23 protein-coding genes and 1 tRNA gene are annotated in these 25,095 nt (G+C 62.9%); 11 read left to right on the top strand and 13 right to left on the bottom strand.

The features are described from left to right. Both Q8K05_RS12485 and Q8K05_RS12490 read right to left on the bottom strand, forming a co-directional pair. Window positions 1-2,316: efflux RND transporter permease subunit (locus Q8K05_RS12485; protein WP_305246918.1), on the bottom strand; the 2,316-nt coding region annotated here is incomplete at its 3' end. A 7-nt stretch (window positions 2,317-2,323) separates the two neighbouring features. Then, window positions 2,324-3,478: an efflux RND transporter periplasmic adaptor subunit gene (locus Q8K05_RS12490; RefSeq protein ID WP_305246919.1), complete on the bottom strand. Its 1,155-nt coding sequence runs from the start codon at window positions 3,476-3,478 to the stop codon at window positions 2,324-2,326. A gap of 122 nt (window positions 3,479-3,600) precedes the next feature. Between Q8K05_RS12490 and hpnC the strand changes: the two genes are divergently transcribed. The 3 genes from hpnC (at window position 3,601) to hpnE (ending at window position 6,821) form a co-directional block, all read left to right on the top strand. Continuing rightward, on the top strand, window positions 3,601-4,446 hold the full coding sequence (gene hpnC, locus Q8K05_RS12495) for a squalene synthase HpnC (protein ID WP_305246920.1): 846 nt from the start codon (window positions 3,601-3,603) through the stop codon (window positions 4,444-4,446). Between the two features lie 130 nt (window positions 4,447-4,576). Then, window positions 4,577-5,419: a presqualene diphosphate synthase HpnD gene (gene hpnD, locus Q8K05_RS12500; RefSeq protein ID WP_305246921.1), complete on the top strand. Its 843-nt coding sequence runs from the start codon at window positions 4,577-4,579 to the stop codon at window positions 5,417-5,419. A gap of 130 nt (window positions 5,420-5,549) precedes the next feature. Then, window positions 5,550-6,821 carry a hydroxysqualene dehydroxylase HpnE gene (gene hpnE, locus Q8K05_RS12505; protein ID WP_305246922.1) on the top strand — a complete coding sequence of 424 codons (1,272 nt, stop codon included), beginning with the start codon at window positions 5,550-5,552 and terminating at the stop codon, window positions 6,819-6,821. Window positions 6,822-6,885: 64 nt separating this feature from the next. Here hpnE and Q8K05_RS12510 read toward each other — a convergent pair whose 3' ends face one another. Beyond that, window positions 6,886-7,515, bottom strand: a complete 630-nt coding sequence (locus Q8K05_RS12510) for a glutathione S-transferase family protein (protein ID WP_305246923.1) — start codon at window positions 7,513-7,515, stop codon at window positions 6,886-6,888. 13 nt (window positions 7,516-7,528) lie between these two features. Then, the gene (locus Q8K05_RS12515) at window positions 7,529-8,224 is read right to left on the bottom strand and encodes an HAD family hydrolase (protein WP_305246924.1); all 696 of its coding nucleotides are present in this window, start codon (window positions 8,222-8,224) and stop codon (window positions 7,529-7,531) included. Window positions 8,225-8,243: 19 nt separating this feature from the next. Between Q8K05_RS12515 and hemH the strand changes: the two genes are divergently transcribed. Further along, on the top strand, window positions 8,244-9,347 hold the full coding sequence (hemH, locus tag Q8K05_RS12520; protein WP_305246925.1) for a ferrochelatase: 1,104 nt from the start codon (window positions 8,244-8,246) through the stop codon (window positions 9,345-9,347). A 125-nt stretch (window positions 9,348-9,472) separates the two neighbouring features. On the opposite strand, the gene Q8K05_RS12525 is transcribed toward hemH, so the two are convergent. From Q8K05_RS12525 to Q8K05_RS12535, 3 genes are all read right to left on the bottom strand, one after another. Then, window positions 9,473-10,987, bottom strand: a complete 1,515-nt coding sequence (locus Q8K05_RS12525; RefSeq protein WP_305246926.1) for a tripartite tricarboxylate transporter permease — start codon at window positions 10,985-10,987, stop codon at window positions 9,473-9,475. 24 nt (window positions 10,988-11,011) lie between these two features. Then, on the bottom strand, window positions 11,012-11,536 hold the full coding sequence (locus Q8K05_RS12530; RefSeq protein ID WP_305246927.1) for a tripartite tricarboxylate transporter TctB family protein: 525 nt from the start codon (window positions 11,534-11,536) through the stop codon (window positions 11,012-11,014). 84 nt (window positions 11,537-11,620) lie between these two features. Then, on the bottom strand, window positions 11,621-12,580 hold the full coding sequence (locus Q8K05_RS12535; protein WP_305246928.1) for a tripartite tricarboxylate transporter substrate binding protein: 960 nt from the start codon (window positions 12,578-12,580) through the stop codon (window positions 11,621-11,623). 167 nt (window positions 12,581-12,747) lie between these two features. On the opposite strand from Q8K05_RS12535, the gene Q8K05_RS12540 reads away from it, so the two are divergent. The 3 genes from Q8K05_RS12540 to Q8K05_RS12550 are packed head-to-tail and all read left to right on the top strand — an operon-like array spanning window position 12,748 to window position 15,295. Next, window positions 12,748-13,437: a response regulator gene (locus tag Q8K05_RS12540; RefSeq protein WP_305246929.1), complete on the top strand. Its 690-nt coding sequence runs from the start codon at window positions 12,748-12,750 to the stop codon at window positions 13,435-13,437. Continuing rightward, window positions 13,434-14,891, top strand: a complete 1,458-nt coding sequence (locus tag Q8K05_RS12545) for a sensor histidine kinase (RefSeq protein WP_305246930.1) — start codon at window positions 13,434-13,436, stop codon at window positions 14,889-14,891. Before Q8K05_RS12540 ends, Q8K05_RS12545 begins: the two co-directional genes overlap by 4 nt. Continuing rightward, window positions 14,891-15,295 (top strand): RNA-binding S4 domain-containing protein, encoded by a 405-nt coding sequence (locus tag Q8K05_RS12550; protein WP_305246931.1) that lies wholly within the window; start codon window positions 14,891-14,893, stop codon window positions 15,293-15,295. The genes Q8K05_RS12545 and Q8K05_RS12550 overlap by 1 nt, the downstream gene beginning before the upstream one ends. A 152-nt stretch (window positions 15,296-15,447) precedes the next feature. Here Q8K05_RS12550 and Q8K05_RS12555 read toward each other — a convergent pair. The 6 genes from Q8K05_RS12555 to cysS form a co-directional block, all read right to left on the bottom strand. After that, a tRNA-Ser gene (locus Q8K05_RS12555) sits at window positions 15,448-15,540 on the bottom strand. 34 nt (window positions 15,541-15,574) lie between these two features. Further along, window positions 15,575-16,843, bottom strand: a complete 1,269-nt coding sequence (locus tag Q8K05_RS12560; protein WP_305246932.1) for an aspartate kinase — start codon at window positions 16,841-16,843, stop codon at window positions 15,575-15,577. Between the two features lie 118 nt (window positions 16,844-16,961). After that, the gene (tilS, locus tag Q8K05_RS12565; RefSeq protein ID WP_305246933.1) at window positions 16,962-17,948 is read right to left on the bottom strand and encodes a tRNA lysidine(34) synthetase TilS; all 987 of its coding nucleotides are present in this window, start codon (window positions 17,946-17,948) and stop codon (window positions 16,962-16,964) included. A gap of 40 nt (window positions 17,949-17,988) precedes the next feature. After that, the gene (locus tag Q8K05_RS12570) at window positions 17,989-18,969 is read right to left on the bottom strand and encodes an acetyl-CoA carboxylase carboxyltransferase subunit alpha (RefSeq protein ID WP_305246934.1); all 981 of its coding nucleotides are present in this window, start codon (window positions 18,967-18,969) and stop codon (window positions 17,989-17,991) included. 10 nt (window positions 18,970-18,979) lie between these two features. Next, complete coding sequence (locus Q8K05_RS12575; protein WP_305246935.1) at window positions 18,980-19,711, bottom strand: DNA-3-methyladenine glycosylase; 732 nt, start codon at window positions 19,709-19,711, stop codon at window positions 18,980-18,982. 52 nt (window positions 19,712-19,763) lie between these two features. After that, window positions 19,764-21,164 (bottom strand): cysteine--tRNA ligase, encoded by a 1,401-nt coding sequence (cysS, locus tag Q8K05_RS12580; protein ID WP_305246936.1) that lies wholly within the window; start codon window positions 21,162-21,164, stop codon window positions 19,764-19,766. A gap of 330 nt (window positions 21,165-21,494) precedes the next feature. Here cysS and Q8K05_RS12585 point away from each other — a divergent pair, with 330 nt between their 5' ends. The 4 genes from Q8K05_RS12585 (at window position 21,495) to Q8K05_RS12600 (ending at window position 25,082) form a co-directional block, all read left to right on the top strand. Further along, window positions 21,495-22,586: a tetratricopeptide repeat protein gene (locus Q8K05_RS12585; RefSeq protein WP_305246937.1), complete on the top strand. Its 1,092-nt coding sequence runs from the start codon at window positions 21,495-21,497 to the stop codon at window positions 22,584-22,586. An 88-nt stretch (window positions 22,587-22,674) separates the two neighbouring features. After that, window positions 22,675-23,943, top strand: coding sequence for a L,D-transpeptidase family protein (locus Q8K05_RS12590; protein WP_305246938.1), 1,269 nt, complete (start codon window positions 22,675-22,677; stop codon window positions 23,941-23,943). Continuing rightward, window positions 23,943-24,560, top strand: coding sequence for a peptidylprolyl isomerase (locus Q8K05_RS12595; protein WP_305246939.1), 618 nt, complete (start codon window positions 23,943-23,945; stop codon window positions 24,558-24,560). Before Q8K05_RS12590 ends, Q8K05_RS12595 begins: the two co-directional genes overlap by 1 nt. Window positions 24,561-24,572: 12 nt before the next feature. Beyond that, window positions 24,573-25,082: a peptidylprolyl isomerase gene (locus Q8K05_RS12600; RefSeq protein ID WP_305246940.1), complete on the top strand. Its 510-nt coding sequence runs from the start codon at window positions 24,573-24,575 to the stop codon at window positions 25,080-25,082. Window positions 25,083-25,095 lie beyond the last annotated feature (13 nt).

Genomic DNA, 25,095 nt, shown 5'->3' on the forward strand with positions numbered 1-25,095 from the left:
CTGGTCAATGTCCAGGCGCAGCTCCTTGACCGCTTCATTCCAGTTGTCGTTGACGCCGCGGGTGCTCGGACTCTGGCGCATCACGCCCGTGACTTCGTCGGCGCGCGCGCGCAACACCTTCGGGTCGGGCCCTATGACGCGAAACTGCACCGGATACGCCACGGGGGGGCCGTTGGCCAGCAGCTTGACGCGGCCACGCGCCTCGGGGAACTCCTGCGCCAGCAAGGCCGGCAGCTTGGCGCGCAGCAGCTCGCGCGTCTTCAGGTCCGGCGGCAGCACGATCAGCTGCGACACGTTGGTTTGCGGAAAAACCTGGTCCAGCGGCAAATAAAAGCGCGGCACGCCCGAGCCGACCCAGGTGCTGACCGATTGCACGCCCGGCTCGGCCAGCAAGCGCGCCTCCAGCCGTTTCACCACAACCTCGTTGGCGGCGAACGAGGTGCCCTCGGGGAACCACAGGTCCACCATGAGTTCGGGCCGGCTGGAGTCGGGGAAGAACTGCTGCTGCACCTTGCCCATGCCGGCAATGCCCAGCGCAAACAGCAGCACCGTGGCGCCAATGGTGATCCAGCGGTGCTGCACGCAGCCGTTCACGGCGCGGCGGAACAGCTTGTAAAACGGGCTGTTGAACATCTCGTGGGGGCCCTCCACGGCGTGCCCCGCCTGGGCTTCGGCCAGCACATGCGGCGGTGTTTTGAGCAGCAGCGTGCCCAGGTAGGGCACAAAGTAGACCGAGACCACCCAGCTGGTGATCAGCGCAATCGTGGTCACCGCAAAAATGGCAAAGGTGTACTCGCCCACCGTCGATTTGGCCAAGCCAATCGGCAGGAAACCCGCCGCCGTGATCAGCGTGCCCGTGAGCATGGGCATGGCCGTGAGCTCATAGGCAAAGGTCGCCGAGCGCACCTTGTCGTAGCCTTCCTCCATTTTGCGCACCATCATTTCCACGGCAATGATGGCGTCATCGACCATCAGGCCCAGCGCGATGATCAGCGAACCCAGCGAAATCTTGTGCAGCCCGATGCCCCAGTAATTCATGGCCAGAAACGTCACCGCCAGCACGAGCGGAATGGTGATGCCCACCACCAGCCCGGGCCGCATGTCCAGTGTCCAGCGCCGCCACAGCGGATGCCGGCCCGGCCGCTTGTGCAGCCCCAGGGCCACCACGCTGACTGCCAGCACAATCACCACGGCCTCTATCAGCACCTTGACGAATTCGTTGACCGACGTGGCGACGGTCTTGGGCTGGTCCTGAATCTGCACCAGCTTGACGCCCGCCGGCAGCGCGGCCCCGATGCGCTCGGTGGCCGCACGCAGCGCCTTGCCCAGCACGATGATGTCGCCGCCCTTGGCCATCGACACGCCCAGCGCAATCACTTCCTTGCCGTCGTGGCGGACCTTCACCACGGGCGGGTCCACGTAGCCACGCCGCACCTCGGCGATGTCACCCAGCCGCAGCTGCAGGCTGCCGGCACCGGTGCCCGCGCCATAACCCGCGCCGCGTATCGGCATCGCCTTGAGGTCTTCGAGCGCGTTGAAGGCGCCGGCCACGCGTACCTGGACCACATCGCCCGGCGTTTGCACGGCACCGGCCGATTCGACCGCGTTTTGCTGGCTCAGCTGCGCCAGCACGGCGTTCAGGTCCAGGCCGAGTTGGGCCAGGCGTTTTTGCGAAATCTCGATGAACAGCTTTTCATCCTGCGCGCCGAACAGCTCGACCTTGGCCACGTCCGTCACCCGCAGCAACTGCTGGCGCAGGTCGTCGGCCAGGGTTTTGACTTCGGCGTAGCTGAAACCCTCGGACTCCAGCGCATAAATCACACCGTACACATCGCCGAATTCATCGTTAAAGAACGGCCCGACCACACCGCCAGGCAGCGTGGCGCGGATGTCACCGACTTTTTTGCGCACCGTGTACCAGACGTTGGTCACATCCGACGGTTTGGAGGAGTCCTTGACCTGGAAGATGATCTGCGACTCGCCCGGCTTGGAATAGCTGCGGATCCGGTCGGCGTAAGGCACCTCCTGCAGCGTGCGCTCAATCTTGTCGGTCACCTGCTCGGCCACCTGCTGCGCGCTCGCGCCCGGCCAGTAGGTGCGCACCACCATGACGCGAAACGTAAACGGCGGGTCCTCGTCCTGCCCCAGCTGGAAGTAGGCGGCAACGCCCAGCACCATCAGCACCACCAGCAGGTAGCGGGTCAGCGCCGGATGCTCCAGCGCCCACCGGGACAGGTTGAACCTCGAAGCCCGGGTCGCGCCGGCATCCAGGCCGTCGCCTGCCGGCTCGCCGGTGTCGTGATTTTTCTGTGTCATGCCGGACTCACTTCGCACCAGAGGCTGAGGCCGCGCTCGAACTCGCTACTGAATCAATAGCTGCCTGCGCTCGTCCAGCGGTGGCTAGAGAACTATTTGACTGATAAATACTGACCTTCTGGCCGGGCGACAGCACATGCACGCCCGCGCTGACCACCCGCATGCCGGACTGCAGGCCCGAGGCCACGACGACCTCGTTGCCATCGGCCGTGGCGATCTCGATCACCTGCGGTTTGACGGTCAGGGTGGCCGGGTCGAGCACCCAGACCGCCGTGGCCTGGCCCTGCTGCCACAAGGCCGTGGTCGGCAGCTTGATGACGGGCACACCCGCAGCGCCGGGGGCTTCGGGCGTGATGTAGACCGTCGCGCCCAGCGCGGGCGGCGCGTTGGCATCAATCGACGCCTTGACGGCATAGGTGCGCGTCACCGGGTCGCTGCTCGCGGCCACCTCGCGCACCTTGCCCTGCAGTTCGGTGTTTTGTGCCCAGACCCGTATCTTCACGGGCGCGCCCACCTTGACGGCGGCCACCCGGTCTTCGGGCACCGAGAACACCACGTCGCGCACGCCGTCGGCCGCAATGCGCAGCACCGGCGCGCCGGCCGCCACGACCTGGCCCTGCTCGGCCTCTATGGCCGTGACAACGCCAGACACGTCGGCTTTGAGCACGGCATAGCCGGCCTGGTTGCCTTGCACCGCCAGTTGGGACTGCGCCTGCGCCAGCTGCGCCTGGGCCGCCTTGAGCGCGGCTTCCCGCCGCTCCAGTTCCGCGCCGCTGATGAAGTTCTGGTCTTTAAGCGTTTGGTAGCGCCTGAAATCAGCCGCCGCCAGGTCCCGGTTGGTGACCGCTGCCGCCACCTGCGCGCGGGCCGCATCGGCAGCCAGTTGATAGTCCTGCGGGTCCAGCTGCGCCAGCACCTGCCCGGCCTTTACATGCTGGCCCAGCTCGGCCTGGCGCTCGATGATCTTGCCGCCGACCCGAAAACCCAGCCGGGACTCGACTTGCGCCCTGACTTCTCCCGCATATTCCCGGCGCGAGGACACGGCGTCGACACCCACAGTGATCACTTTCACGGCCCGCACCGGCTCCTCTGGCGGCGCGGATTTGGAGCAGGCGGCCATGAAAACGGCGACGCCTGCCAGGGTAAAAATGATTTTTTTCATGGTCTGATGGGATGAGGACGCGGGCAAGGGGCGAGGCAGAAGGACCCTCGAAACCCGACTAATGACTGATCGGTTAGTAATCTAAGAGATACACCCAAGCTTGTCAAGCGACAATCCGCCGCATGACTCAAGGCCCTCCCCCACTGGTACACGGCGTCAGCCATTACGAGAATTTTCCGGTCGCCTCCGTGCTGTGCCCGCCGCATCTGCGGCCGGCCATCGCGGCGATTTACTGGTTCGCCCGCACCGCTGACGACATCGCTGACGAGGGCGATGCCGCGCCGCAAACGCGCCTGGACGATCTGGCCGCCTACCGCGCAGACCTGATGGCGACCGCCAGCGGCCTGCCGCCCTCAAAGCGCTGGGCCGGCGTGTTTGCACAGCTGGGCCCGGTGATGGCGCAATTCGCCCTGCCCGTGAATTTGCTGGCTGATTTGCTCAGCGCCTTTGAGCAGGACGTGGTCAAGCAGCGCTACGCCAGCCAGGCCGAGTTGCTCGACTACTGCCGCCGCTCGGCCAACCCGGTGGGCCGGCTGCTGCTGCACCTGTACGGCGTGGATGACGCGGCGTCGCTACAACAAAGCGACTGCATCTGCACCGCGCTACAACTGATCAACTTCTGGCAGGACCTGAGCGTGGATATTCCGCGCGGCCGGATTTACCTGCCCGCTGACGCGTGGGGCCCGCACGGCGTGGATGAAGCGCAACTGCTGGGCCTGCAAAGCAATCCAAATACTATAAATTTAATAGCGACCAACACCCGCCACGCAAGGGCTAGCATGCTAAAAGGCTTAAAACTCGTAAAAAAGGTGCCCGGGCGCGGCGGCTGGGAACTGCGGCTGGTGGTGCAAGGCGGCCTGCGTATTCTGGACAAAATCGAGGCCTTGAACTTCAACACCCTGCAGCAACGCCCCAAGCTCAGGGCCTGGGATGTGCTGGTGATGGGCTGGCGCGCGCTCTGGATGTGACTGGTATCGCATCAAAAGTAGCCGGCATTTTTCCGACGGGCCGCCCCAAGGAAAAATAGCCCACGCGGGGGGCCGCGAATTACACGAGGTGAACAGCGTGGGGGCCATTTCAGCGTGCAACAATCCCCGCATGACGCCCGAGCACTATGTCCAGCAAAAAGCCGCCGCTTCCGGCAGCAGTTTTTATTACGCCTTCCTGTTTTTGCCCAAAGAACGGCGCGCCGCCATCACCGCGTTTTACGCCTTCTGCCGCGAAATCGACGATGTCGTCGATGAAGTGCTGGAGCCCAGCGTGGCGCACAGCAAACTGGCCTGGTGGCAAGGCGAGGTCACCCAGTCCTTTGCCGGCAAGCCGACGCATCCGGTGATGCAGGCGCTGATGCCGCTGGCCGCCACCTACCGCATCGAGGCGCGCCATTTGCAGGCGGTCATCGAAGGCTGCCAGATGGATCTGGCGCAAAACCGCTACCTTGATTTCCCCGGTCTGACGCAATACTGCCACCTGGTGGCGGGCATCGTCGGCGAAGTGGCGGCGCGCATTTTTGGCCAGACTGACGACGCCACCACCGCCTACGCCCACAAGCTGGGCCTGGCGTTCCAGCTCACCAACATCATCCGCGACGTGGGTGAAGACGCGATGCGCGGCCGTATTTACCTGCCGGTCAATGAGTTGCAGCAGTTTGACGTGAAGTCGCACGAGATTTTGAAGCGCCAGTATTCCGAGCGTTTCACCGCGCTGATGCAGTTCCAGACCGAACGCGCACTGGCGCTGTATGACGAAGCGCTGGCGCTGCTGCCAGACGCCGACCGCCGCGCCCAGAAGCCCGGCCTCATGATGGCCAGCATTTACCGCACGCTGCTGCGCGAAATTGCCGCCGACAACTACCAGGTGCTGCACCAGCGCGTCAGCCTGACGCCGCTGCGCAAGTTCTGGCTGGCCTGGAAAACGCAGGCCTTTGGCCGAGTGCAATGACCCCCACGCTTTTCACTTCGTGTAATGCGCTGCCCCCCGAGGGGGCCGCTGCGCCTGCGGCCCGGCAAAGCCGGTTCCGCGGCCCCTGCTGGTGGAGAGGGAAAGCGCCTGCTTCTAGTGATGTGGCCACATGAAGGTTGCCATTGTCGGCGCAGGCTGGGCCGGTTGCGCCGCAGCCGTAGAGGCCACGCGCCTGGGCCATCAGGCCACTCTTTTTGAAGCGGCCCGCACGCCAGGCGGGCGCGCCCGGCGTGTCAGCGCCAGCCTGTCAGGCCAGCCGCTCGACCTGGACAACGGCCAGCACATCCTGATTGGCGCGTATTCGGAAACCCTCATGCTGATGAAGGACCTGGGCGTGGACCCGGGCGCCAGCCTGCTGCGCCTGCCGCTCACGCTGCAGTTCCCCGATGGCAGCGGGCTCAGGCTGCCCGCACTGCCGGCCCCGCTGGACGCCTTGGCCGGCATTTTGGTTGCACGCGGCTGGTCGTGGGCCGACAAGCTGTCGCTGCTCAAGGTGGCGCTGGGCTGGCAGCTGGACCGGTTCCAGTGCCCGCCCGGGCAATCGGTGGCCGACCTGTGCCGGGGCTTGACGCCCAACGCCATGGCCGCGCTGATCGAGCCGCTGTGCGTGTCGGCGCTGAACACTCCGGCCGACCGCGCCAGCGGGCAGGTGTTTTTGCGCGTGATGCGCGATGCACTGTTTACCCAAAGCGGCGGCTCCAACCTGCTGCTGCCACGCCGGGACCTGAGCGCCTTGCTGCCCGATGCGGCGCTGGCCTGGCTGGCCGCGCAAGGCAGGCCCGCCCGCTTGGGCATCCGAGTGCAAGGCATCGCGCCTGCGACCTCGGGCTGGGTGCTCACGGCAGACCGTCGCGAAGCCTTTGACCGCGTGCTGCTGGCCTGCCCCCCGCACGAAGCGGCGCGGCTGGTGGCGGGCAGCGGCGTGGCGGCCGACGGCTGGCTGGCGCACGCGCGCGGCCTGCAGCACGAGGCGCTGACCACCGTCTATGCCCACGCACCCGATGCGCGTCTGAGCCAGCCCATGCTGGCGCTGCGGTCCACGCCCACCGAACCGGCCCAGTTTGTGCTGGACCGCGGGCAACTGGGCGGCTCGCCGGGTCTGCTCGCGTTTGTCATCAGTGCCAGCGTGGGCGACAGCGCCACGCTGACGCGGCAGGTGCTGGCGCAAGCCGCCCGGCAATTGGGTTTGAGCGCGCTGCAGGCGGTGCAAACCATTGTGGAAAAGCGCGCCACCTTTGCCTGCACGCCGGGCTTGCAGCGCCCCGCCGCCGAAGTGGCCGCTGGCCTGCTGGCCTGCGGCGACTATATAGAAGGGCCTTACCCGGCCACGCTCGAAGGTGCCGTGCGTTCAGGCCTGGCTGCGGCACGGCGCTTACGCTGAATGATGTCCATCTTGACAAACTGCTATTGAATATATAGCTACTTGTGCCCGCAGTTGTTTGGCTTCACTCGCTTTTTATCATTAACTGAACGGTCTGAAAGGCGGGCCGCGCCAGGCAATGCTGCAGCCACTCGCCAACGCGTGGGCTCTGCACCATCAACGCACTGGCGCCTTGCACCCACGCCATCACGGACGCAACGCAAACGTCGGCCACGGTAAAGCGTTCACCGGCCAGGTAGCGGCGGGTTTGCAGGTGCTGCTCGAGCACACGCAAGGGGGTGAGCAAGCGGCGCTGGGCTTCGTCGGCCAACTGGGGCTTGCGCCGCTCGGGCGGCATCAAGGCGCTGTGCATCAAGTAAGTCAGCGCGTCTTTTTCACACTCGTTAACCACCCAGAAACTCCAGCGCAGGATGTCGGCCAGCTCGGCAGGCGTTTCAGCGGCCAGCGACAATCCACCGCCCTTGAAACGCTCCGCCAGGTACAGCGCGCAGGCCATCGACTCCCAGACCAGCACGCCGTCATCGTCCACCACGGGAATGCGGCCGTTCGGGTTCAGGGCCAAGAACTCGGGCGTACGCGTGGCGCCGCCCAGGTAAGGCAGGTCCATGTGTTCATAGTCCAGCCCCAGCTCCTCGGCAACCCACAGCGGACGCGCCGCGCGGGACGCCGCCGTTCCGTAAATCTTCAATGCCATATTTGAAAAGGGTTTAGCGCGGAAACAGCGCACACAGCTCGGTCAGCGTGCGTACGGTTTCATGCGGCACGGCGGGGTGCACCCACGCCTCGTCAGCGCGGTTGACCCACACGGTCTGCATGCCGCAATCAAGGGCGCCCAGCACATCAAGCGCCGCATCGTCGCCCACATGCAGCACCTGCGCGGGCAGCACGCTGGCGGCGCTGGCTGCTGCGTGAAAAATGCGGGGATCGGGTTTGCCCAAGCCAAACTGCTGGGCACTGATGCTGGCCTTGAAATACGCGTCAATGCCAATGCGCTGGATGTCCGCATTGCCATTGGACAGCGCCACCAGCGGAAAGCGGCTGGATAAAAACTCAAGCGCCAGCACGGCATCATCAAACAGGGTGACCCGGTTGCGTTCGGCAAAAAAGACCTCAAACGCCTGCTCGGCCAGCAAGGGATCTTCACCGGAACGGTACAGCGCGAGCCGGATGGCTTCGCGGCGAATGGCGCTCAGGTTGTACTTCAACTCGGGGCGCGAACGCGTCACATGCGCGCGGACATCATGCCGCGCCGCGGGATTGGAAAACAGCGCAGCGGTCATCGGAGCGTGCTGGCCAAGCCAATCATCCAGCGCCTTCTCGGCCCGTTCAATGGCGGGCCAGATCGGCCACAAGGTGTCATCAAGATCCAGCGTAATCGCTTTGATATTTGTCAGGTCCAGCATAGGTAGGCGAGAATAACCCATGTCTTTTGCCCCCGAACCCACCCACACCCACGGCGCCCGCCCCGCCGCAACGTCGAGCACCGCCATTCTCCTGTGCAACCTGGGCACACCCGATGCACCCACCGCACCGGCCGTGCGGCGCTACCTGGCGGAATTTTTGAGCGACGCGCGCGTGGTTGAAATCCCCAAGGCGCTGTGGTGGCTGATCCTGCACGGCATCATCCTGCGCACAAGGCCCAAAAAATCCGCCGCCAAATACGCCAGCATCTGGACCAGCGAGGGCTCGCCGCTCAAGGTCTGGACCCAGAAGCAGGCGCTGATGCTGCGCGGCTACCTGGGGGTGCGCGGCCACACCGTGGAAGTGCGCTACGCCATGCGTTACGGCAACCCGTCAATTGCCTCGCAGCTCGACCAGCTCAAGGCCGACGGCGTGACCCGCGTGCTTGTGTTGCCGTGCTACCCCCAATACAGCGGCACCACCACCGCCAGCGTGTTTGATGCGGTGTACGGCTGGGCCGCCAAGGTGCGCCGGATTCCCGAGTTTCGTTTCATCAACAACTACCACGATGCGCCCGGCTACATCGCCGCGCTGGCGGACAAGATTCGCGCGCACTGGCAGCAAAACGGCCAGGCCGAGCAGCTGGTCATGAGCTTTCACGGCGTGCCCGAACGCACACTCATGCTGGGCGACCCCTACTACTGCGAATGCCACAAGACCGCACGCCTGCTGGCCGAACAGCTCGGACTGGCCAAAGACCGCTACCAGGTCACCTTCCAGTCGCGGTTTGGCAAGGCCAAATGGCTGCAGCCCTACACCGAACCCACGCTGATCAAGATGGCCAAAGCCGGTGTGCAAAGTGTCGATGTCGTGTGCCCGGGCTTTATCGGCGACTGCCTGGAAACGCTCGAAGAAATCTCGATGGAAGCGCGCCACGCCTTTCTGAAGGCCGGCGGCAAGACCTTCAACTACATCGAATGCCTGAACGACAGCCCGAAGTGGATCGCCGCGCTGGCAGATTTCAGCGTGCAGCACCTGGCCGGCTGGCCGACACAAACGGGGCCGGACGAGGCCGCACTGGCCGCCTCGCGCGCCGCCGCGCTGGCGCTGGGGGCCAGGCAGTAGCCCCCTTTGTTCCCTGTTTTTTCCGACGCAACGAAGTCTGGCTTCGTTTGAAGTGAGCCCAGGTGGACGTTATTGTTGCCGCCTGGACCCCATCAGCCTACCCCGCCGCACGACCCCACGCACGGTCAGACCATATCCCGCATATCCCGCATATCCCGGCGCCCCGACCAGTACTTGGCCAGACGCGGCAACACCAGCACCGCCACCACCACGACGAGCAGCACCGCCGACATCGGCCGCTCAATAAAGACCGTCCATTTGCCCTCGCCAATCGACAGCGCATTGCGCATTTGGGCCTCGGCCATGGGGCCCAGAATCATTCCGACGATGACCGGTGCGGTGGGGAAATCGTAGCGGCGCATCAGGATGCCGACCAGGCCTATGCCGTACATCAGAAACAGGTCGAACGAACTTTGCCGCATGCCGTACACGCCCACCGTGGCAAAAATCAAAATTCCGGCGTAAAGCTGGGACCGGGGAATCTTCAGCAGCTTGACCCACAGGCCGACCATGGGCAAGTTCAGCACCAGCAGCATCACGTTGCCGATGTAGAGCGAGGCGATCAGTGCCCAGACCAGGGTCGACGAGGTCTCGAACAGCGGGGGGCCGGCCTGAATGCCGAAATTTTGCAGGGCGCTGAGCAAGATCGCCGCCGTCACCGAGGTCGGGATGCCCAGCGTGAGCAGCGGCACCAGCGTGGCCGTCACGGCCGCGTTGTTGGCGGCCTCGGGGCCGGCCACGCCTTCAATCGCGCCGATGGTGCCAAACTCTTCCTTGTGCTTTGACAGCTTGCGCTCGGTGGCGTAGCTCAAAAATGTCGGGATTTCCGAGCCGCCCGCCGGGATGGTGCCAAACGGAAAACCAATGGCCGTGCCGCGCAGCCATGCCGGCCATGAGCGGCGCCACTCCTGGCCGGTCATGTGCACGCGCGTGACCTTGTTCATGGTTTGCACACTGCGGCCTTCGTACAGCGCGTTGTAAAGCGCCTCGCCCACGGCAAACAGGCCCACGGCCACCAGCACCACCTCAATGCCGTCCAGAAACTCAGGAACGCCTGCGGTATAGCGCACCTGGCCGGTGATCTGGTCCAGCCCGACCAGGCCAATCGCCAGGCCCGCGAAGAGCGCCGTCATGCCGCGCAAGGTGCTTTTGCCAAGCACCGCGCTGACCGTGATGAAGGCCAGCAGCATCAGGCAAAAATACTCAGGGGGGCCGAGCTTGACGGCAAACTGCGCCAGCACCGGCGCAAACAGCGTGACCAGCACCGTGGCAACGGTACCGGCCACAAAGGAGCCAATCGCCGCAGTGGCGAGCGCCGCCCCGGCGCGGCCATTTTTGGCCATCTTGAAGCCTTCAAGCGCCGTCACCATGGTGCCGGTTTCTCCCGGCGTGTTGAGCAAGATGGAGGTGGTCGAGCCGCCGTACATGGCGCCGTAGTAAATACCGGCGAAAAAAATCATCGAGGCCGTCGGCTCGACCTGCGTGGTGATGGGCAGCAGCATGGCCACCGTCACGGCGGGGCCCAGGCCCGGCAGCACGCCAATGGCCGTGCCGATGGCGCAGCCCACAAAGGCCCAGAGCAAATTAATGGGCGTGCCGGCCGTGACAAAGCCGCCTATGAGGTTATTCCAGATATCCATTTGGGTCTCTCGGGGGGATTGTTGTTACAGCCAGCCTGAGCTGGTCAGGCCGGGCAAATTAATCGCCAGCACCTTGGAAAACATCCAGAACACGGGCGCCGCAATCAGCATGCCCGTGACCGCATCGATCAAGGTCTGGCGCACCGAGCCGGCGGCCCGGCCCTCGGAAATACGCAAGCCGCGCACCGCCAGCACGAAGCACAGCGCGCAGCTCAAGACAAAACCGATGCGGGTGATCAGCGCCGCATTGCCCAGCACCCCGGCCGACACCCAGGCCAGCGCCGGCCAGTCGCCGGTTGCGGCGCCGGACGGCGTCTCCAGTTCGCGAAAGCCGCCGCTGCGGGCCTCCCAGATCAGCCAGGCGCCGCACACCAGCATCGCCGCCGACACCAGCCAGGGCAAAAAATTAGGCCCCACGCCGGCATAGCCTGCATTTGACGAAATCGACAGGGCGCCATACGCCAGCACGGCGGCGATCAGCACGGCACCCGCGCCGATCAGGGTTTGCGGCAAGACGTTGGGGGGGGAATTAGACGGGCTGGTGGACATTTGAAAACCTCAAAAAAAGAAAAAGGGCCGGGCCAGCCCCAGCGGGGCCGACCTCAGCCCTGCCGGGGCCGCTGCAACGGGCCTTCAGACCATGCCGGCTTTCACCATGGTGGCGCGCAAGGACGCGAAGTTGTTGTCCACAAAGGCCTCAAACTCCGGTCCCGCCAGCAGCGCAGATGTCCAGTTGTTGGTTTGCAGCGCTTGCGCCCAGGCCTTGGATTTGGTGGCCTGCACGACCATGTCGGTCAGCGCCTTGCGCTGCGCCGGCGTGATGTCTGCCGCGCCATACACCCCGCGCCAGTTGCCGATCTCGACATTGATACCCTGCTCCTTGAGCGTAGGCACGTCGATGCCCTTGACGCGCGTGCCGGACGTGATGCCGATGGCCCGCATCTTGCCGCTGCTGATGTACTGCGCAAACTCGCTGTAGCCGCTGCCGCCCACGGTGACATTGCCGCCCAGGATGGCGGCCACGGCCTCGCCACCGCCGCGAAACGGCACGTAGTTGATCTTGGCGGCATCCACGCCCACTTCACGGGCAATCATGGCGGCCGCAATGTGTTCCGTGGAACCGCGTGAACCACCGCCCCACTTCACGCTGCCGGGGTCTTTTTTCATCTGCTCGACCACGTCTTTCATGGTTTTGAACGGCGAATTTTCCGGCAACACGAACACGCCGTATTCGGTAGTCAGGCGCGCAATCGGCGTGACCTGGCTCAGGGCCACAGGCGGCTTGCTGGCGATCATGCCGCCCAGCATCACGGCGCCCATCACCATCAGCGCATTGGGGTCACCCTTGCTGGCGTTGTAAAACTGGGCGAGCCCCAGCACACCGGCTGCGCCGCCCTTGTTTTCGTAGGTGACGGTGGTGGCCACCCCCGCGTCCTGCAAGGCCTTGCCCAGGGCGCGGCCCGTAGCGTCCCAGCCGCCGCCCGGATTGGCAGGAATCATCACCTTGATGTTGGCAGCGGCAAAAGCGCTCAGCGGCAAGCTGCCAGCTGCCGCAAACGCGGCCAGGGATTTCAAAAAGGTATCGCGACGCATGGGTGTCTCCTTAAGGCGTTGATTGAATCGACCTGTTTATCATGCGGCTTCAAGCTGTCATCCGGCTGTCCAAACCATCAGGGAAAATACCAATGTCCGCCGCTTTTTTCATCCCGCACAGGCGCGCTTGACACGCTGGCCCGGACAATCGTGTGATGTTGCCCACCATGAAACTCCTGCTCATTGAAGATAACGTCTCCATGCACACCGCGCTGCAGCGCACGCTGTCACGGCGCGGCATGGACGTGACGGTGTGCGCTGACGGCCGGCTGGCCCTGGCGCGCTGGCAGTCATTCATGCCGGAGGTGGTGGTGCTTGACCTGACCTTGCCCGGACTCGACGGGCTGCAGGTATTGCAGCAGGCCCGCGCTGCAGGCCTGGCAACACCGGTATTGATTTTGACGGCGCGCGGCACGGTGGGCGACCGCATCGTCGGGCTCAATTCAGGTGCCGATGACTACCTGCCCAAGCCCTTTGACCTGGATGAGCTGGAAGCCAGAATACGGGCGCTGGCACGTCGTTCGGCGGTGCGCGACGATCTGCGCGACGAACCGCGGGCGGTAACGCAAGTGCTCGGCAATCTTCGTTACGAAAAACACACGGGCGCCATCTACCTCTGCGATGAAGTGCTTGACCTGGCCCCACGCGAGCTGGCGCTGCTGCAAGCCCTGATGGGAAAGCCCGGCCATGCCGTGTCGAAAGAGCAGCTGTTTGAACTGGTCTTTCCGGGCGAAGCCGAAGTTCACTACGAAGCCATTGAAGTCGTGGTGTACCGCCTGCGCAAAAGGCTGCTGAACACCGGCGTGTCGCTGATCACGCTGCGCGGCCTCGGCTATCTGCTGAAGGCAACGCCATGAACCTTGACGCGCCGGGACGGGCAAGCGTGGGGGCCATCTCTCTTCGCCGCTACCTGCTGGCAGGCATTTTGGTGCCGGTCGCAGTGTTTTTACTGATCAATACCGTGCTCCTTTATCGCGGCGCACTGGAGGCCGCCAACACCGCTTACGACCGAACCCTGCTGGCCTCGGCCAAGACGCTGGCGGAACTGCTGGAGGCCAGCGGCAGCGGCGATGCCGTGCGCCTGAAAGCAACCGTCGCTTACTCGGCGCTGGAGGCCTTTGAAGCGGACAACCGCAGCCGGATTTTCTACAAGGTGACGGGCTTTCAAGGCGAAACCGTGCTGGGCTTTGACGACCTGCCGGCGTGGCGCGGCAAGTTGCCTGTAAAGGGAATTTACGCAGCGTTGGTCGACTTTTACGACGACCGTTACCTGGGTGACGATGTTCGGGTGGCGGTGTTGCTGCAGCCCGTGGCCGGCCCCGGGGGATTCGGCATGGCCAGCATCCAGGTGGCTGAAACGCTGGAGCTGCGGCAAACGCTGGCGCGGCAAATTCTGCTTGACACCCTTTGGCACCAGGCGGTGCTGATCGCAGTGATTGCGCTGGTGGTGATTGTGGTGGTCCAGCGCGCCACCCGGCCGGTACGGGCCCTGAGTGCCCGCTTGACGGCGCGGCCTGAAAGCGATCTAACGCCTATCGATGCACCCGATGCACCACGCGAACTGCGCCCACTGATTGACGCCACCAACCACGTTATGCTGCGGCTGCAACATTTGCTTGAGCACCAAAAACGCTTTGTGCGTGATGCCTCGCACCAACTGCGTACCCCCTTGGCAGTCCTTAAAACCCAGGTCCAGTCCGCCCTGCGCGGCGACATCGAGCCCCGCGAGGCGCTCGTTGAAATCAATGAAACCGTCGACCGGGCAACCCAGCTGGCCAACCAGATGCTGGCGCTGGCCAAAGTCGAGCAACTGCGCCAGCAAGCGGATCTGCAGCCCACCGACATGGCCGTCATCGTGCGTGCGGTGGCGCTGGACCTGGCGCCGCTGATCGCCGACAAAGGCCTGGACTTTGACATCGAAACCGTCACTGCAATCGTCAACGCCCACGAATGGATGCTCGGTGAACTCTGCCGCAACCTGCTGCACAACGCCATCAAGAATAGCTGCACAGGCGGCACCTTGACGGTACGAATCGTCACTGATGCACGCTATCTGGCACTGACGGTCAGTGACAGCAGCCCCGGCATTTCAGCCGAACTCGCCACCCGCCTGTTCCAGCCCTTTTCGGCGGGCAACGTGCGCCACGGCTCCGGGCTGGGCCTGGCCATTTGCCGGGAAATCACCGCGGCGCTGGGCGGCAGTATTTCGCTGGACAACCGGGTGCAGCAGGGCCAACCCGGCCGGGTTGCGGGCCTGGATGCCACAGTCCGCCTGCCACTGCTTCAAATCAGGGTTCAAAATAACGCCTGATGGAAAAATTACGTATCGACAAATGGCTGTGGGCAGCCCGCTTTTATAAAACCCGTTCGCTGGCTGCGGATGAGATCGGCAAGGGGCGCGTACGCATCAATGACCAGGAAGCCAAGCCTGCCCGCGAGGTCAAGACCGGCGACACCGTAACGCTACGGCAAGGCCCGGTCATTCGTACGCTCGTGGTGCGCGGCATCAGCAGCCAGCGCGGCGCCGCACCGGTGGCGCAGCAGCTTTATGAAGAAACCGAAGAAAGCCTGCGCCTGAAAGCCGAAGCCGCCGAGCAGCGCCGGCTGGGGAATGACCCGGCCAGCAGCCAGGAACACGGCCGCCCCACGAAACGCGACCGCCGCACCATGGACAAGGCATGGAACAACCGCTGGAGCGCATCCATTGACCCGTAAATTGCTATTATTTTTATAGCCATCTTCACCCGTACCTATTGGGCAAACTGCCAATTTCATGAATTATTTCATGGATTGCCATCAGCGCGTTTGCAGCCCGGCCCGGCAATTTGGAGGCAAAAAAAATCCACCTTTCGGTGGATTTTTTAGTTTGGCGGAAACGGAGAGATTCGAACTCTCGATGAGGCTCTACACCCCATACTCCCTTAGCAGGGGAGCACCTTCGGCCACTCGGTCACGTTTCCAATTCCATGATTATCTCACGACTTCCAGGCCATTTCAGGCGATGGGCTGGTCCAGGTCAAAAGCTTTGTGCAGCGCGCGCACGGCCAGCTCCATGTATTTTTCGTCAATCACCACCGAGGTCTTGATTTCGCTGGTCGAGATCATCTGGATGTTGATGCCCTCTTCACTCAACACCCGGAACATTTTGCTGGCAATGCCGACATGGCTGCGCATGCCGATACCGACGATGCTGACCTTGCAAATCTTCGCATCGCCGACAACTTCCTGCGCGCCGAGAGCGGGCAAGACCTTCGTATTGAGCAGGTCCATGACCTTGGCATAGTCGTTGCGGTGCACGGTAAAGCTGAAGTCGGTCTTGCCGTCTTTGCTGATGTTCTGGATGATCACATCGACTTCGATGTTGGCGTCGGCCACGGCGCCCAGAATCTGGTACGCAATGCCCGGGGTGTCTGGCACGCCGAGTACGGAAATTTTGGCTTCGTCGCGGTTGAATGCGATGCCCGATACGATGGCTTGTTCCATGTTTTCGTCTTCCTCAAAACTGATCAAAGTGCCTGATTTGGCTTCTTCGTTGATGTCAATATTCCAGTCGGTGAAACTGGACAGCACGCGCAGCGGCACCTTGTACTTGCCGGCAAATTCGACCGAGCGAATCTGCAGCACCTTGGACCCCATGGAGGCCATCTCCAGCATCTCTTCAAAGCTCACGGTTTTCAGGCGGCGCGCTTCGGGCACCACGCGCGGGTCGGTGGTGTAGACGCCATCCACATCGGTGTAGATCAGGCATTCATGGGCCTTCAGTGCGGCCGCAATCGCCACCGCCGAGGTGTCCGAGCCGCCCCGGCCCAGGGTGGTGACGTTGCCGCCGTCGTCCATGCCCTGGAAGCCGGTGATGATCACGACCTTGCCGGCATCCAGATCGGCGCGCACCCGTTCGTCGTCAATCGACTCGATGCGGGCCTTGGTGTAGGCGTTGTTGGTTTTGATGGTGACTTGCCAGCCAGCGTAACTCACGGCCGGCATGCCTTCAGCCTGCAGCGCGATGGCCAGCAAGGCGCTGGAGGCCTGCTCGCCGGTGGCCGCCAGCGCGTCCAGCTCGCGGCCATAAGCGTCATCGGGTTTGGTGGGCGCCAGCTCTTTGGCCAGGCCCAGCAGGCGGTTGGTTTCGCCACTCATGGCGCTGGGAACGACGACCATCTGGTGGCCGGCCCGCGCCCACTTGGCGACGCGCTTGGCGACATTGCGGATGCGCTCGGGCGAGCCCATCGATGTACCGCCGTATTTATGAACGATCAAAGCCATTGCAGGATGTCAATCAAGAAGTTGGTTGCGAACTTTGCCCTTTTTTGCAGTAACTGGCGGCCCCAAGCGTCGAGGTGTCGATGCTTGGTAGGCCCATGACTGCCGGCAAAGCCTTAAATTATAACGAGGGACGCCTGACCGGAGGCCCCGTCAGCCCACCCTTGCCCACTTCGGGAAGATAGTGCAACACGGCCCCTCGCCGCGTCACATGGCCGCTGGCCACCTTGAGGTGAATCTGGTGCCCGCGGGTCGTGCAGGCGGCCACTTGCACCAGCAACTGGGCCAACTGCGCGGCACTGGGCGTGGCCCGATACTGCAGCAGCCAGTGGCGCAGCACGTTGGCCTGGCGCGGTGGCGACAGCGCCTGCAAAGCCGCAATGGCGGGCGGCGCGCCTACCGCAATCAGGTCCTGGCTGGCGATTTCAAGCAGCAACACCTGCGCCTGCGCGGCATGCCGTGCACTGCGTGCAAAGGTGTTGCGAAACTGCGGAAACGCATCGGCCAGCGCAGGCAGCAAACGCGCCCGGATGCGGTTGCGGGTATAGCGCTCGTCGGTGTTGCTCGGGTCATCAAGGAAAGGAATTTGCCGGGCGACCACCCATTCGCGCAAACTTGCCGCCGGGGTTTGCAGCAGCGGGCGGTAAAACACGACCCCATGGCGCTCAAACTGCGCCGCCATGGACGCGAGACCCGGCAAACCGGCACCCCGGCTGAGCGCCAGCAGCAGGGTTTCAACCTGGTCGTCGGCATGCTGACCCAGCAGCACCCCCGCCAGCCCATGCCGCTTGGCCGCAGCGGCCAGTGCCGCATAGCGGGCCCGGCGCGCGGCGTCTTCAGGACTCTCGCCTGGCACATGGCCAGCATCCACATGGACCACGTGCAGCGGCACCGACAAACCCGCGCACACCGACTGGCAGACGCGCACAAAGTCGTCAGCTGCAGCCTGAAGCCCGTGGTGAATGTGAATGGCGTGCACCTGGCCGGGCCAGCACTGCGCAGCCGCCAGCAGCAAAGCCGTGGAATCAGCGCCGCCGCTGTAGGCCACCCCCCACGGCGACGCAGCAGAAAGAGCGGAGGACGTCAGGCCCGCCAACGCCGGGTTCAATGGCGTGGGATGGGTGGCACCCAGCCCCTGCGCCGAGGGCTTACTTGCTGATGTCGGCTTTGGTGTCCGTGAAGCGGCCATAGCTTTGCAGACGTTCGTAGCGACGGTCGAGCAATTCCTTGACCTTCAAATCGCTGACCTGCCGAAACGCGTCGTTGAGCGCCCGTTTCAGGAAGGCCGCCATTTGCTTGGGGTCGCGGTGCGCGCCGCCCACCGGCTCATTGACGATCTTGTCGATCACGCCCAGGGCCTTGAGCCGGTGCGCCGTGATGCCCAGCGCTTCGGCGGCAAGCTGGGCCTTTTCCGAAGTTTTCCAGAGGATGGACGCGCAGCCTTCCGGGCTGATGACCGAATAAATCGAATACTGCAGCATCACCACCTGGTCGCCGACTGAAATGGCCAGCGCGCCGCCGGAGCCGCCTTCACCGATGATGGTGGTGATGATGGGCACTTCGAGTTGCGCCATTTCAAAAATGTTGCGGCCAATGGCTTCGGACTGGCCACGCTCTTCAGCTTCAATGCCCGGGTAAGCGCCGGGCGTATCGACAAACGTAAAAACAGGCAATCCGAACTTTTCAGCCGTTTTCATGAGCCGCAAAGCCTTGCGGTAGCCCTCGGGCTTGCTCATGCCGAAATTGCGCAGGCCGCGCTCCTTGGTGTCGCGCCCTTTCTGGTGGCCCAGCACCATGCAGGCCGTGCCGTTAAAGCGGGCCAGGCCGCCCACAATGCTCAGGTCGTCGGCAAAATGCCGGTCGCCGTGCAACTCCACAAAATCAGTGAAGATTTCCTTGACATAGTCCAGCGTATAGGGCCGCTCCGCGTGGCGCGCGATCTTGGTGATCTGCCACGGCGTCAGGACGCTGTAAATGTCTTTGGTGAGTTGCTGGCTCTTTTTGGCCAGCTGGTCGATTTCTTCCGAAATATCGACCGCTGACTCGGTTTGCACGTAACGCAATTCTTCAATTTTTCCTTCAAGCTCCGCAATCGGCTGCTCGAAATCGAGGAATGTTTTTTTTGCCATGGTCTGCTCCTCAAGCTTCTTGAACTTTAATCTGCCCAGTGGTCGGCTCTTTGCCCAGAACCTGCACGGGATCCAGAGAGCGCCAAATATACCAAGTCGCCACACTGCAGTAAGGCGCCCAGGCGGCCGCGACTTCCCGCGCGTCGCTGCGGCTGACGGATTCGCCTGAAAAATAGTTCTGGCTGATACCGTTGATCAGGCCCACGTCATCCAGCGGCAAGACGTTGGGACGCGTCAGGTAAAAAATCAAAAACATCTCTGCGGTCCAGCGGCCAATGCCGCGGATGGCCACCAGCTCGGCAATGATGGCGTCGTCGTCCATGGACTGCCAGTCTTTGACGTGGACCGTACCCGCATCAAAGTGAATTGACAAATCGACCAGATACTCGACCTTGCGCGCACTCAGCCCTGCGGCCCGCATGTCGTCCACCTTGAGCCTGAGCACATGGGCAGGCGTCATTTCCCTTGGCAGCGCGGCAAAGCGGTGCCAGACCGTCTGGGCCGCCTTGACCGAGATCTGTTGCCCCACAATGCTGCGCGCCAGCGTGCTGAAGGCGTCGCTGCGTGCTTGCAGGCAGGTGTCACCCAGCTGCGGAATGAGCCGCTTCATGACCCGGTCTTTTTTGACCAGATGCTTGCGGGCGTCAGCCCAATACGCAGGCGCAATGATGGCGGTTTCCAGGCATTCGGCCGCCTCGATCAGCTCGGTGCCCCCCACGCTGCCCTTCACTATCTTTTTCATAGCTTATTGCGCCCGTCCTGTAGGGGCTGGAGGCCAAAATAGCTTGAATATTTCACGTCTGCACCTCCCAAGTGGTGCCTGCGGGCGAGTCTTTCAGCACAATGCCCTTGTCCAGCAAGTTGCTCCGGATGCGGTCTGCCGCCGCAAAGTCCTTGGCCCTTTTGGCGTCGGCGCGCTCGGCAATCAGCACCTGGATACTGTCGTCGTCCAGCCCGGCACCGGCTTGGAGGTAGCGCGCAGGTTCACCTTGCAGTAAACCCAGGCAGGCGCCCAGGGCCTTGAGCAGTCCTGCCAGTTCGGCTGAACGGGTCTTGTTGACCTCACTGGCCAACTCATACAGCACGGCAACCGCCTCGGGTGTGCCAAAGTCTTCGTCCATCGCCGACTTGAAGCGGGCCGTATAAGCGTCAAGCGAAGGCGCCGCCCAGTCAATCATGACTGCGGCCGGCGTGACGAGGTCGAGTGCGGTGTACAAGCGCTTGAGGGAATTGCGGGCGTCGTCCAGATGGGCATCGCTGTAGTTCAGCGGGCTGCGGTAGTGCGCGCGGATGATGAAAAAGCGCACCGTTTCCGCATCGTACCTGGCCAAAATTTCGCGGATGGTGAAAAAGTTGCCCAGCGACTTGGACATCTTTTCGTTGTCCACACGGACAAAACCGTTGTGCATCCAGATGCTGGCCAGCGGCTTGCCATGGGCACCTTCCGACTGGGCGATCTCGTTCTCGTGGTGCGGAAACTGCAGGTCGGCGCCGCCACCATGAATGTCAAACGACTCGCCCAGCAACTGGCACGCCATGGCTGAGCATTCAATATGCCAGCCGGGCCGGCCCCGCCCGTAGGGGCTGTCCCACTGGGCGTCGGCCGGCTCGCCGGGCTTGGCGCTTTTCCACAAAACAAAGTCCAGCGGATCGTCCTTGCCCTCCAGCACCTCCACCCGCTCGCCGGCGCGCAACTCGTCGAGCGACTTGCCAGACAGCTTGCCGTAGCCCGCAAACTTGCGCACGGCGTAGTTCACGTCGCCCTTGTTCTGCCCGCCTTGGGACTGGTAGGCCAGGCCTTTTTTCTCCAGCGTGCCAATCAGGCTGAGCATTTGCGGCACGAAATCGGTGGCGCGCGGCTCATGGGTCGGGCGCTCAATGCCCAGCGCATCGGCATCCTGGTGCAGGGCATCGACCATGCGATCGGTCAGCGCGCGAATGGTCTCGCCGTTTTCAAGCGCGCGCTTGATGATTTTGTCGTCAATATCGGTCACGTTGCGCACATAAGTGACCTGTAAGCCGCTCAACTTGAGCCAGCGCTGGACCACATCAAAAGCCACCATGGCCCGCGCATGGCCCAAATGACAAAGGTCGTACACCGTCATGCCGCACACATACATGCGGGCATGGCCGGGAATCAGGGGGGAAAAATCTTCTACGTCACGCGACAGCGTGTTGTAAATGCGAAGGCTCATGAAAGGTCTGTGTGCGAGGACTGACGTCAATCGGGCAATCCGTCAATCAGTCAGAAATGGGGGAAGGAAAACTCTATCTCACGGGCGTTGCTTGTTCGGCAGGAGCGGTAAAGCGGATGCGCAAGCGCGTGCAATAAAAACGGAAAGCACAATATTCTGGCGCCGTTGAACTATACCCCCTCAGCTACAATCTGGCGGATATTTAGCCGATGTCACAGCGTGCCGCTTCACCCGCAGACGCTTGGCAAGCGGGGGGTTTTGTAGTGACTTTCCGCGCCGACGACAGCCAAAATTCGTCAAAACGGCGCCCCAACAACAGCGAGAGTTCTTATGCCCACGCCAGCATTTTTTTTACGCGCCCCCTTGTCGGCGGCCTTGCGCACGCTGCTCCTGGCCGCCACGCTGTCGGTGTCCGCCGCCTATGCCGATGACTACGCCGATGTCAGCCGCCTGATGCGTTCCAACCAATACCCTGACGCACTGGCCAAGGCCGAGCAGTACCTGGCGAGCAAACCTCGCGACCCGCAAATGCGTTTTCTCAAGGGTGTGATCCAGACCGAAACCGGCAAGGCCAGCGAAGCCGTTGCCACCTTCACCAAGATCACCGAAGACTACCCCGAGCTGCCCGAGCCCTACAACAACCTGGCCGTGCTGTACGCCGGCCAAAGCCAATTCGACAAGGCCAGGGCTGCACTTGAGATGGCGATCCGCACCAACCCCAGCTACGCCACCGCCCACGAAAACCTCGGCGACGTCTACGCCCGGCTCGCCAGCCAGGCCTACAGCAAAGCGCTGCAGCTTGACGGCGGAAACGCGGCCGTACAGCCCAAACTTGCCTTGATCCGTACCTTGTTCTCAGCCGACAGCAAAGCCCCGCAAAAGCCTGCTGCCGCAGCCACACCGCCCGCCCCTGCGTCTGCGGCCAAACCTGCCCCGGTCCCAGCGCCTGTCGTGCCCGCGAAACCCGCGCCAGCACCGGTGGTTGCCAAACCCGTGCCTGCGGCACCTCCCGCAGTTGCCGATGCGCCAGCCGCCAAAACTGCCGATGCAGCGCCCGCCCCCGCCAGCCCAGCCACGGCTGGCACCGAAAAAGACGTAGAGACGGCCGTGCGCGCCTGGGCTGACGCCTGGGCCAGCCAAGACATGAACACCTACCTGTCCAGCTATGGCCCGAATTTTGAAACCCCGGGCAAGCAGTCACGCAAAGCTTGGGAAAATGATCGCCGTGCACGAATTGCGGGTAAATCAACCATCAGCGTGAAGCTGTCCGACCTGTCGATTACCCTCCAGGGCAGCAAGGCCACCGCCAAATTCAGGCAAGACTACAGCACGGGCACCCTGAACCTGTCAAGCCGCAAGACTCTCGAGTTGACCAAGGTCGGCGAGCGCTGGGTGATCGCAAGGGAATCCACGGGCAGTTAATGCGCAACGGCGAACCGGATCAACCCTCTTCGACCTTGCCGGTCCCTCGCAGCATTTTCAAAGCAAGCCATTGCCTTTCGAAGTCCGCATGAAAAGGGCGCTCGTAGCGCTATTTTTGATCGCGCCCTACCTGGCGCTTTCGGCGTCCCCTGCGCGCGCCGAAAGCATGGCCCGCCCCCCTGCCAACGCGCCAGCGGCCAAAAAGCAGTCGGTCGTGCCGTCCCGGGCAAGTCGCGCATCCGCCAAGCGCGAAGGCGAGGCCGAAGCCCGGCTGATTGAGATTTACAAACTCGTCGGCCAAGCCAGCACCCGCGAGGCCCTGCACAAGGCAGAAGGCCTGGTCCGGGACCATCCCAACTTCCAGCTGGCCCAGTTGCTGTATGGCGATTTGCTGGCCAGCCGCACCCGCCCGGTCAACGCGCTGGGGGACGTACCCGACACCAGCGCCAGGGCCGCAGCACTGCCGTTGGCCGAACTGCGGCAGGAGTCGCTGCTGCGCCTGCGCGCCCTGCGCGAGCGCCCGGCACCGGGCATGGTGCCGTCCCAGTTTCTGGCGCTCTCGCCAACGAGCAAACACGCGATTGCCATCGACACCTCACGCTCACGCCTGTATCTGTTCGGGAACACCACGGCAGGCCTGACACTGCTGGCCGACTATTACATATCGGTTGGCAAGCTGGGCACTGAAAAATTCGTGGAAGGAGACCAGCGCACACCGCTGGGCGTGTACTTCGTTACCAGCAACCTCGATCCCAAATCGCTGCGCGACTTTTACGGCGCGGGCGCCCTGCCCATCAATTACCCCAACCAGCTCGACGTCAAACGCGGCAAAACCGGCAGCGGCATCTGGTTGCATGGCTCGCCGCCGGAGCAGTATTCGCGCGCGCCGCTGGCCAGTGATGGCTGCGTCGTGCTGGCCAATCCGGATCTGCAGCGCCTGATCAGGACGGTCGAAATCCGCCATACGCCGGTCGTGATTGCGCAAAGCCTGCAATGGGTGGCGCCGCACACCCTGAAGGCTGACATCAAGTCGTTTGAAGACGTGCTGCAGGGATGGCACCTCGCCAAGTCCAGCGGCGACATGGCTAAACTCAAGTCCTGGTACGCACCAGACTTCACCAGCTACGGCAAAACGATGGCCGAATGGACGCCTGCCCTGCAAGCCGAACTCAAGCAACTGGGCGGACGCGACATCCGGCTCAAGGATGTGTCTTACCTGCGCTGGACCGACAGCAGTGACACCATGGTGGTAACCTTTGGCGAACTGGCCAAGGGCGCCACGACCGGCCGCACCAAACGCCAGTACTGGATCCGCCAGGGCAGCCAGTGGAAAATATTTTTTGAAGGAACCCTCTAATGGTATTTGCTACATTCGGCGCTTTCCGGGCGCTGCGCCGCGCACTGCTGACCGCCACCGCTGCCGGCACGCTGGCGTGCCTGACAGGCCAGGCCCTGGCCCAAGGCGCACCCAAAGTGAAGTTCATCACCAGCGAAGGTGATTTTGTGGTCGAAGTCTACCCCGACAAGGCCCCAAAAACCGTCGAAAACTTCCTGCAATACGTCAAAGACAAGCACTACGACGGCACGATTTTTCACCGCGTCATCAACAACTTCATGGTGCAGGGCGGCGGCTACGACAGTGCGTACGCCGAGAAAAAAACCCGCGCACCCGTGGTGCACGAAGGCCGTGAAGCGCTGGCCAAAGGCGGGCCCAAAAACATCGTCGCGACACTCGCCATGGCCCGCACCAACGACCCCAATTCCGCCTCTTCGCAGTTTTTCATCAATGTGAAAGACAATGATTTTCTGAACCCATCAACCCAGGCGCCTGGTTATACCGTGTTCGGCAAGGTCGTCATCGGCATGGACGTGGTCAACAAGATCAAGACCGTGCCGACCGGCGCTGGCGGCCCCTTTCCCTCGGACGTCCCCAAGACGCCCGTCGTCATCAAATCTGCAACCCTCGTCAACTGATTCAGGACACTTATGACCAACCCGAAAGTAGAACTCCATATCGCCAACTACGGCGTCATCACGCTGGAACTCGACGCCGACAAAGCGCCCAAGAGCGTCGCCAACTTCCTGAGCTACGTCAACAAAGGCCACTACACCAACACCGTGTTTCACCGCGTGATCCCCGGCTTCATGGTGCAGGGTGGCGGTTTTGAAGTCGGCATGAAGCAAAAACCCACCGACGGCGAGATCGAAAACGAAGCCAACAATGGCCTGAAAAACGACAACTACACCGTCGCCATGGCCCGCACCAATGCACCGCACTCGGCAAGTTCACAGTTTTTCATCAACGTGTCAGACAACGCTTTCCTGAACCACACCGGACCGAACGCTTCGGGCTGGGGCTATGCGGTGTTTGGCAAAGTGGTGGAAGGCAAAGACGTTGTTGACAAGATCAAGGTCGTCAAAACCGGCCGCAAAGGCTTTCATGATGACGTGCCCATGGACGACGTGATCATCGAAAAAGCCGTCGCGCTGGCCTGATTTTTCATTCGGA

It is taken from the genome of Polaromonas sp. (genome assembly GCF_030682935.1).
Classification (GTDB): Bacteria; Pseudomonadota; Gammaproteobacteria; order Burkholderiales; family Burkholderiaceae_C; genus Polaromonas.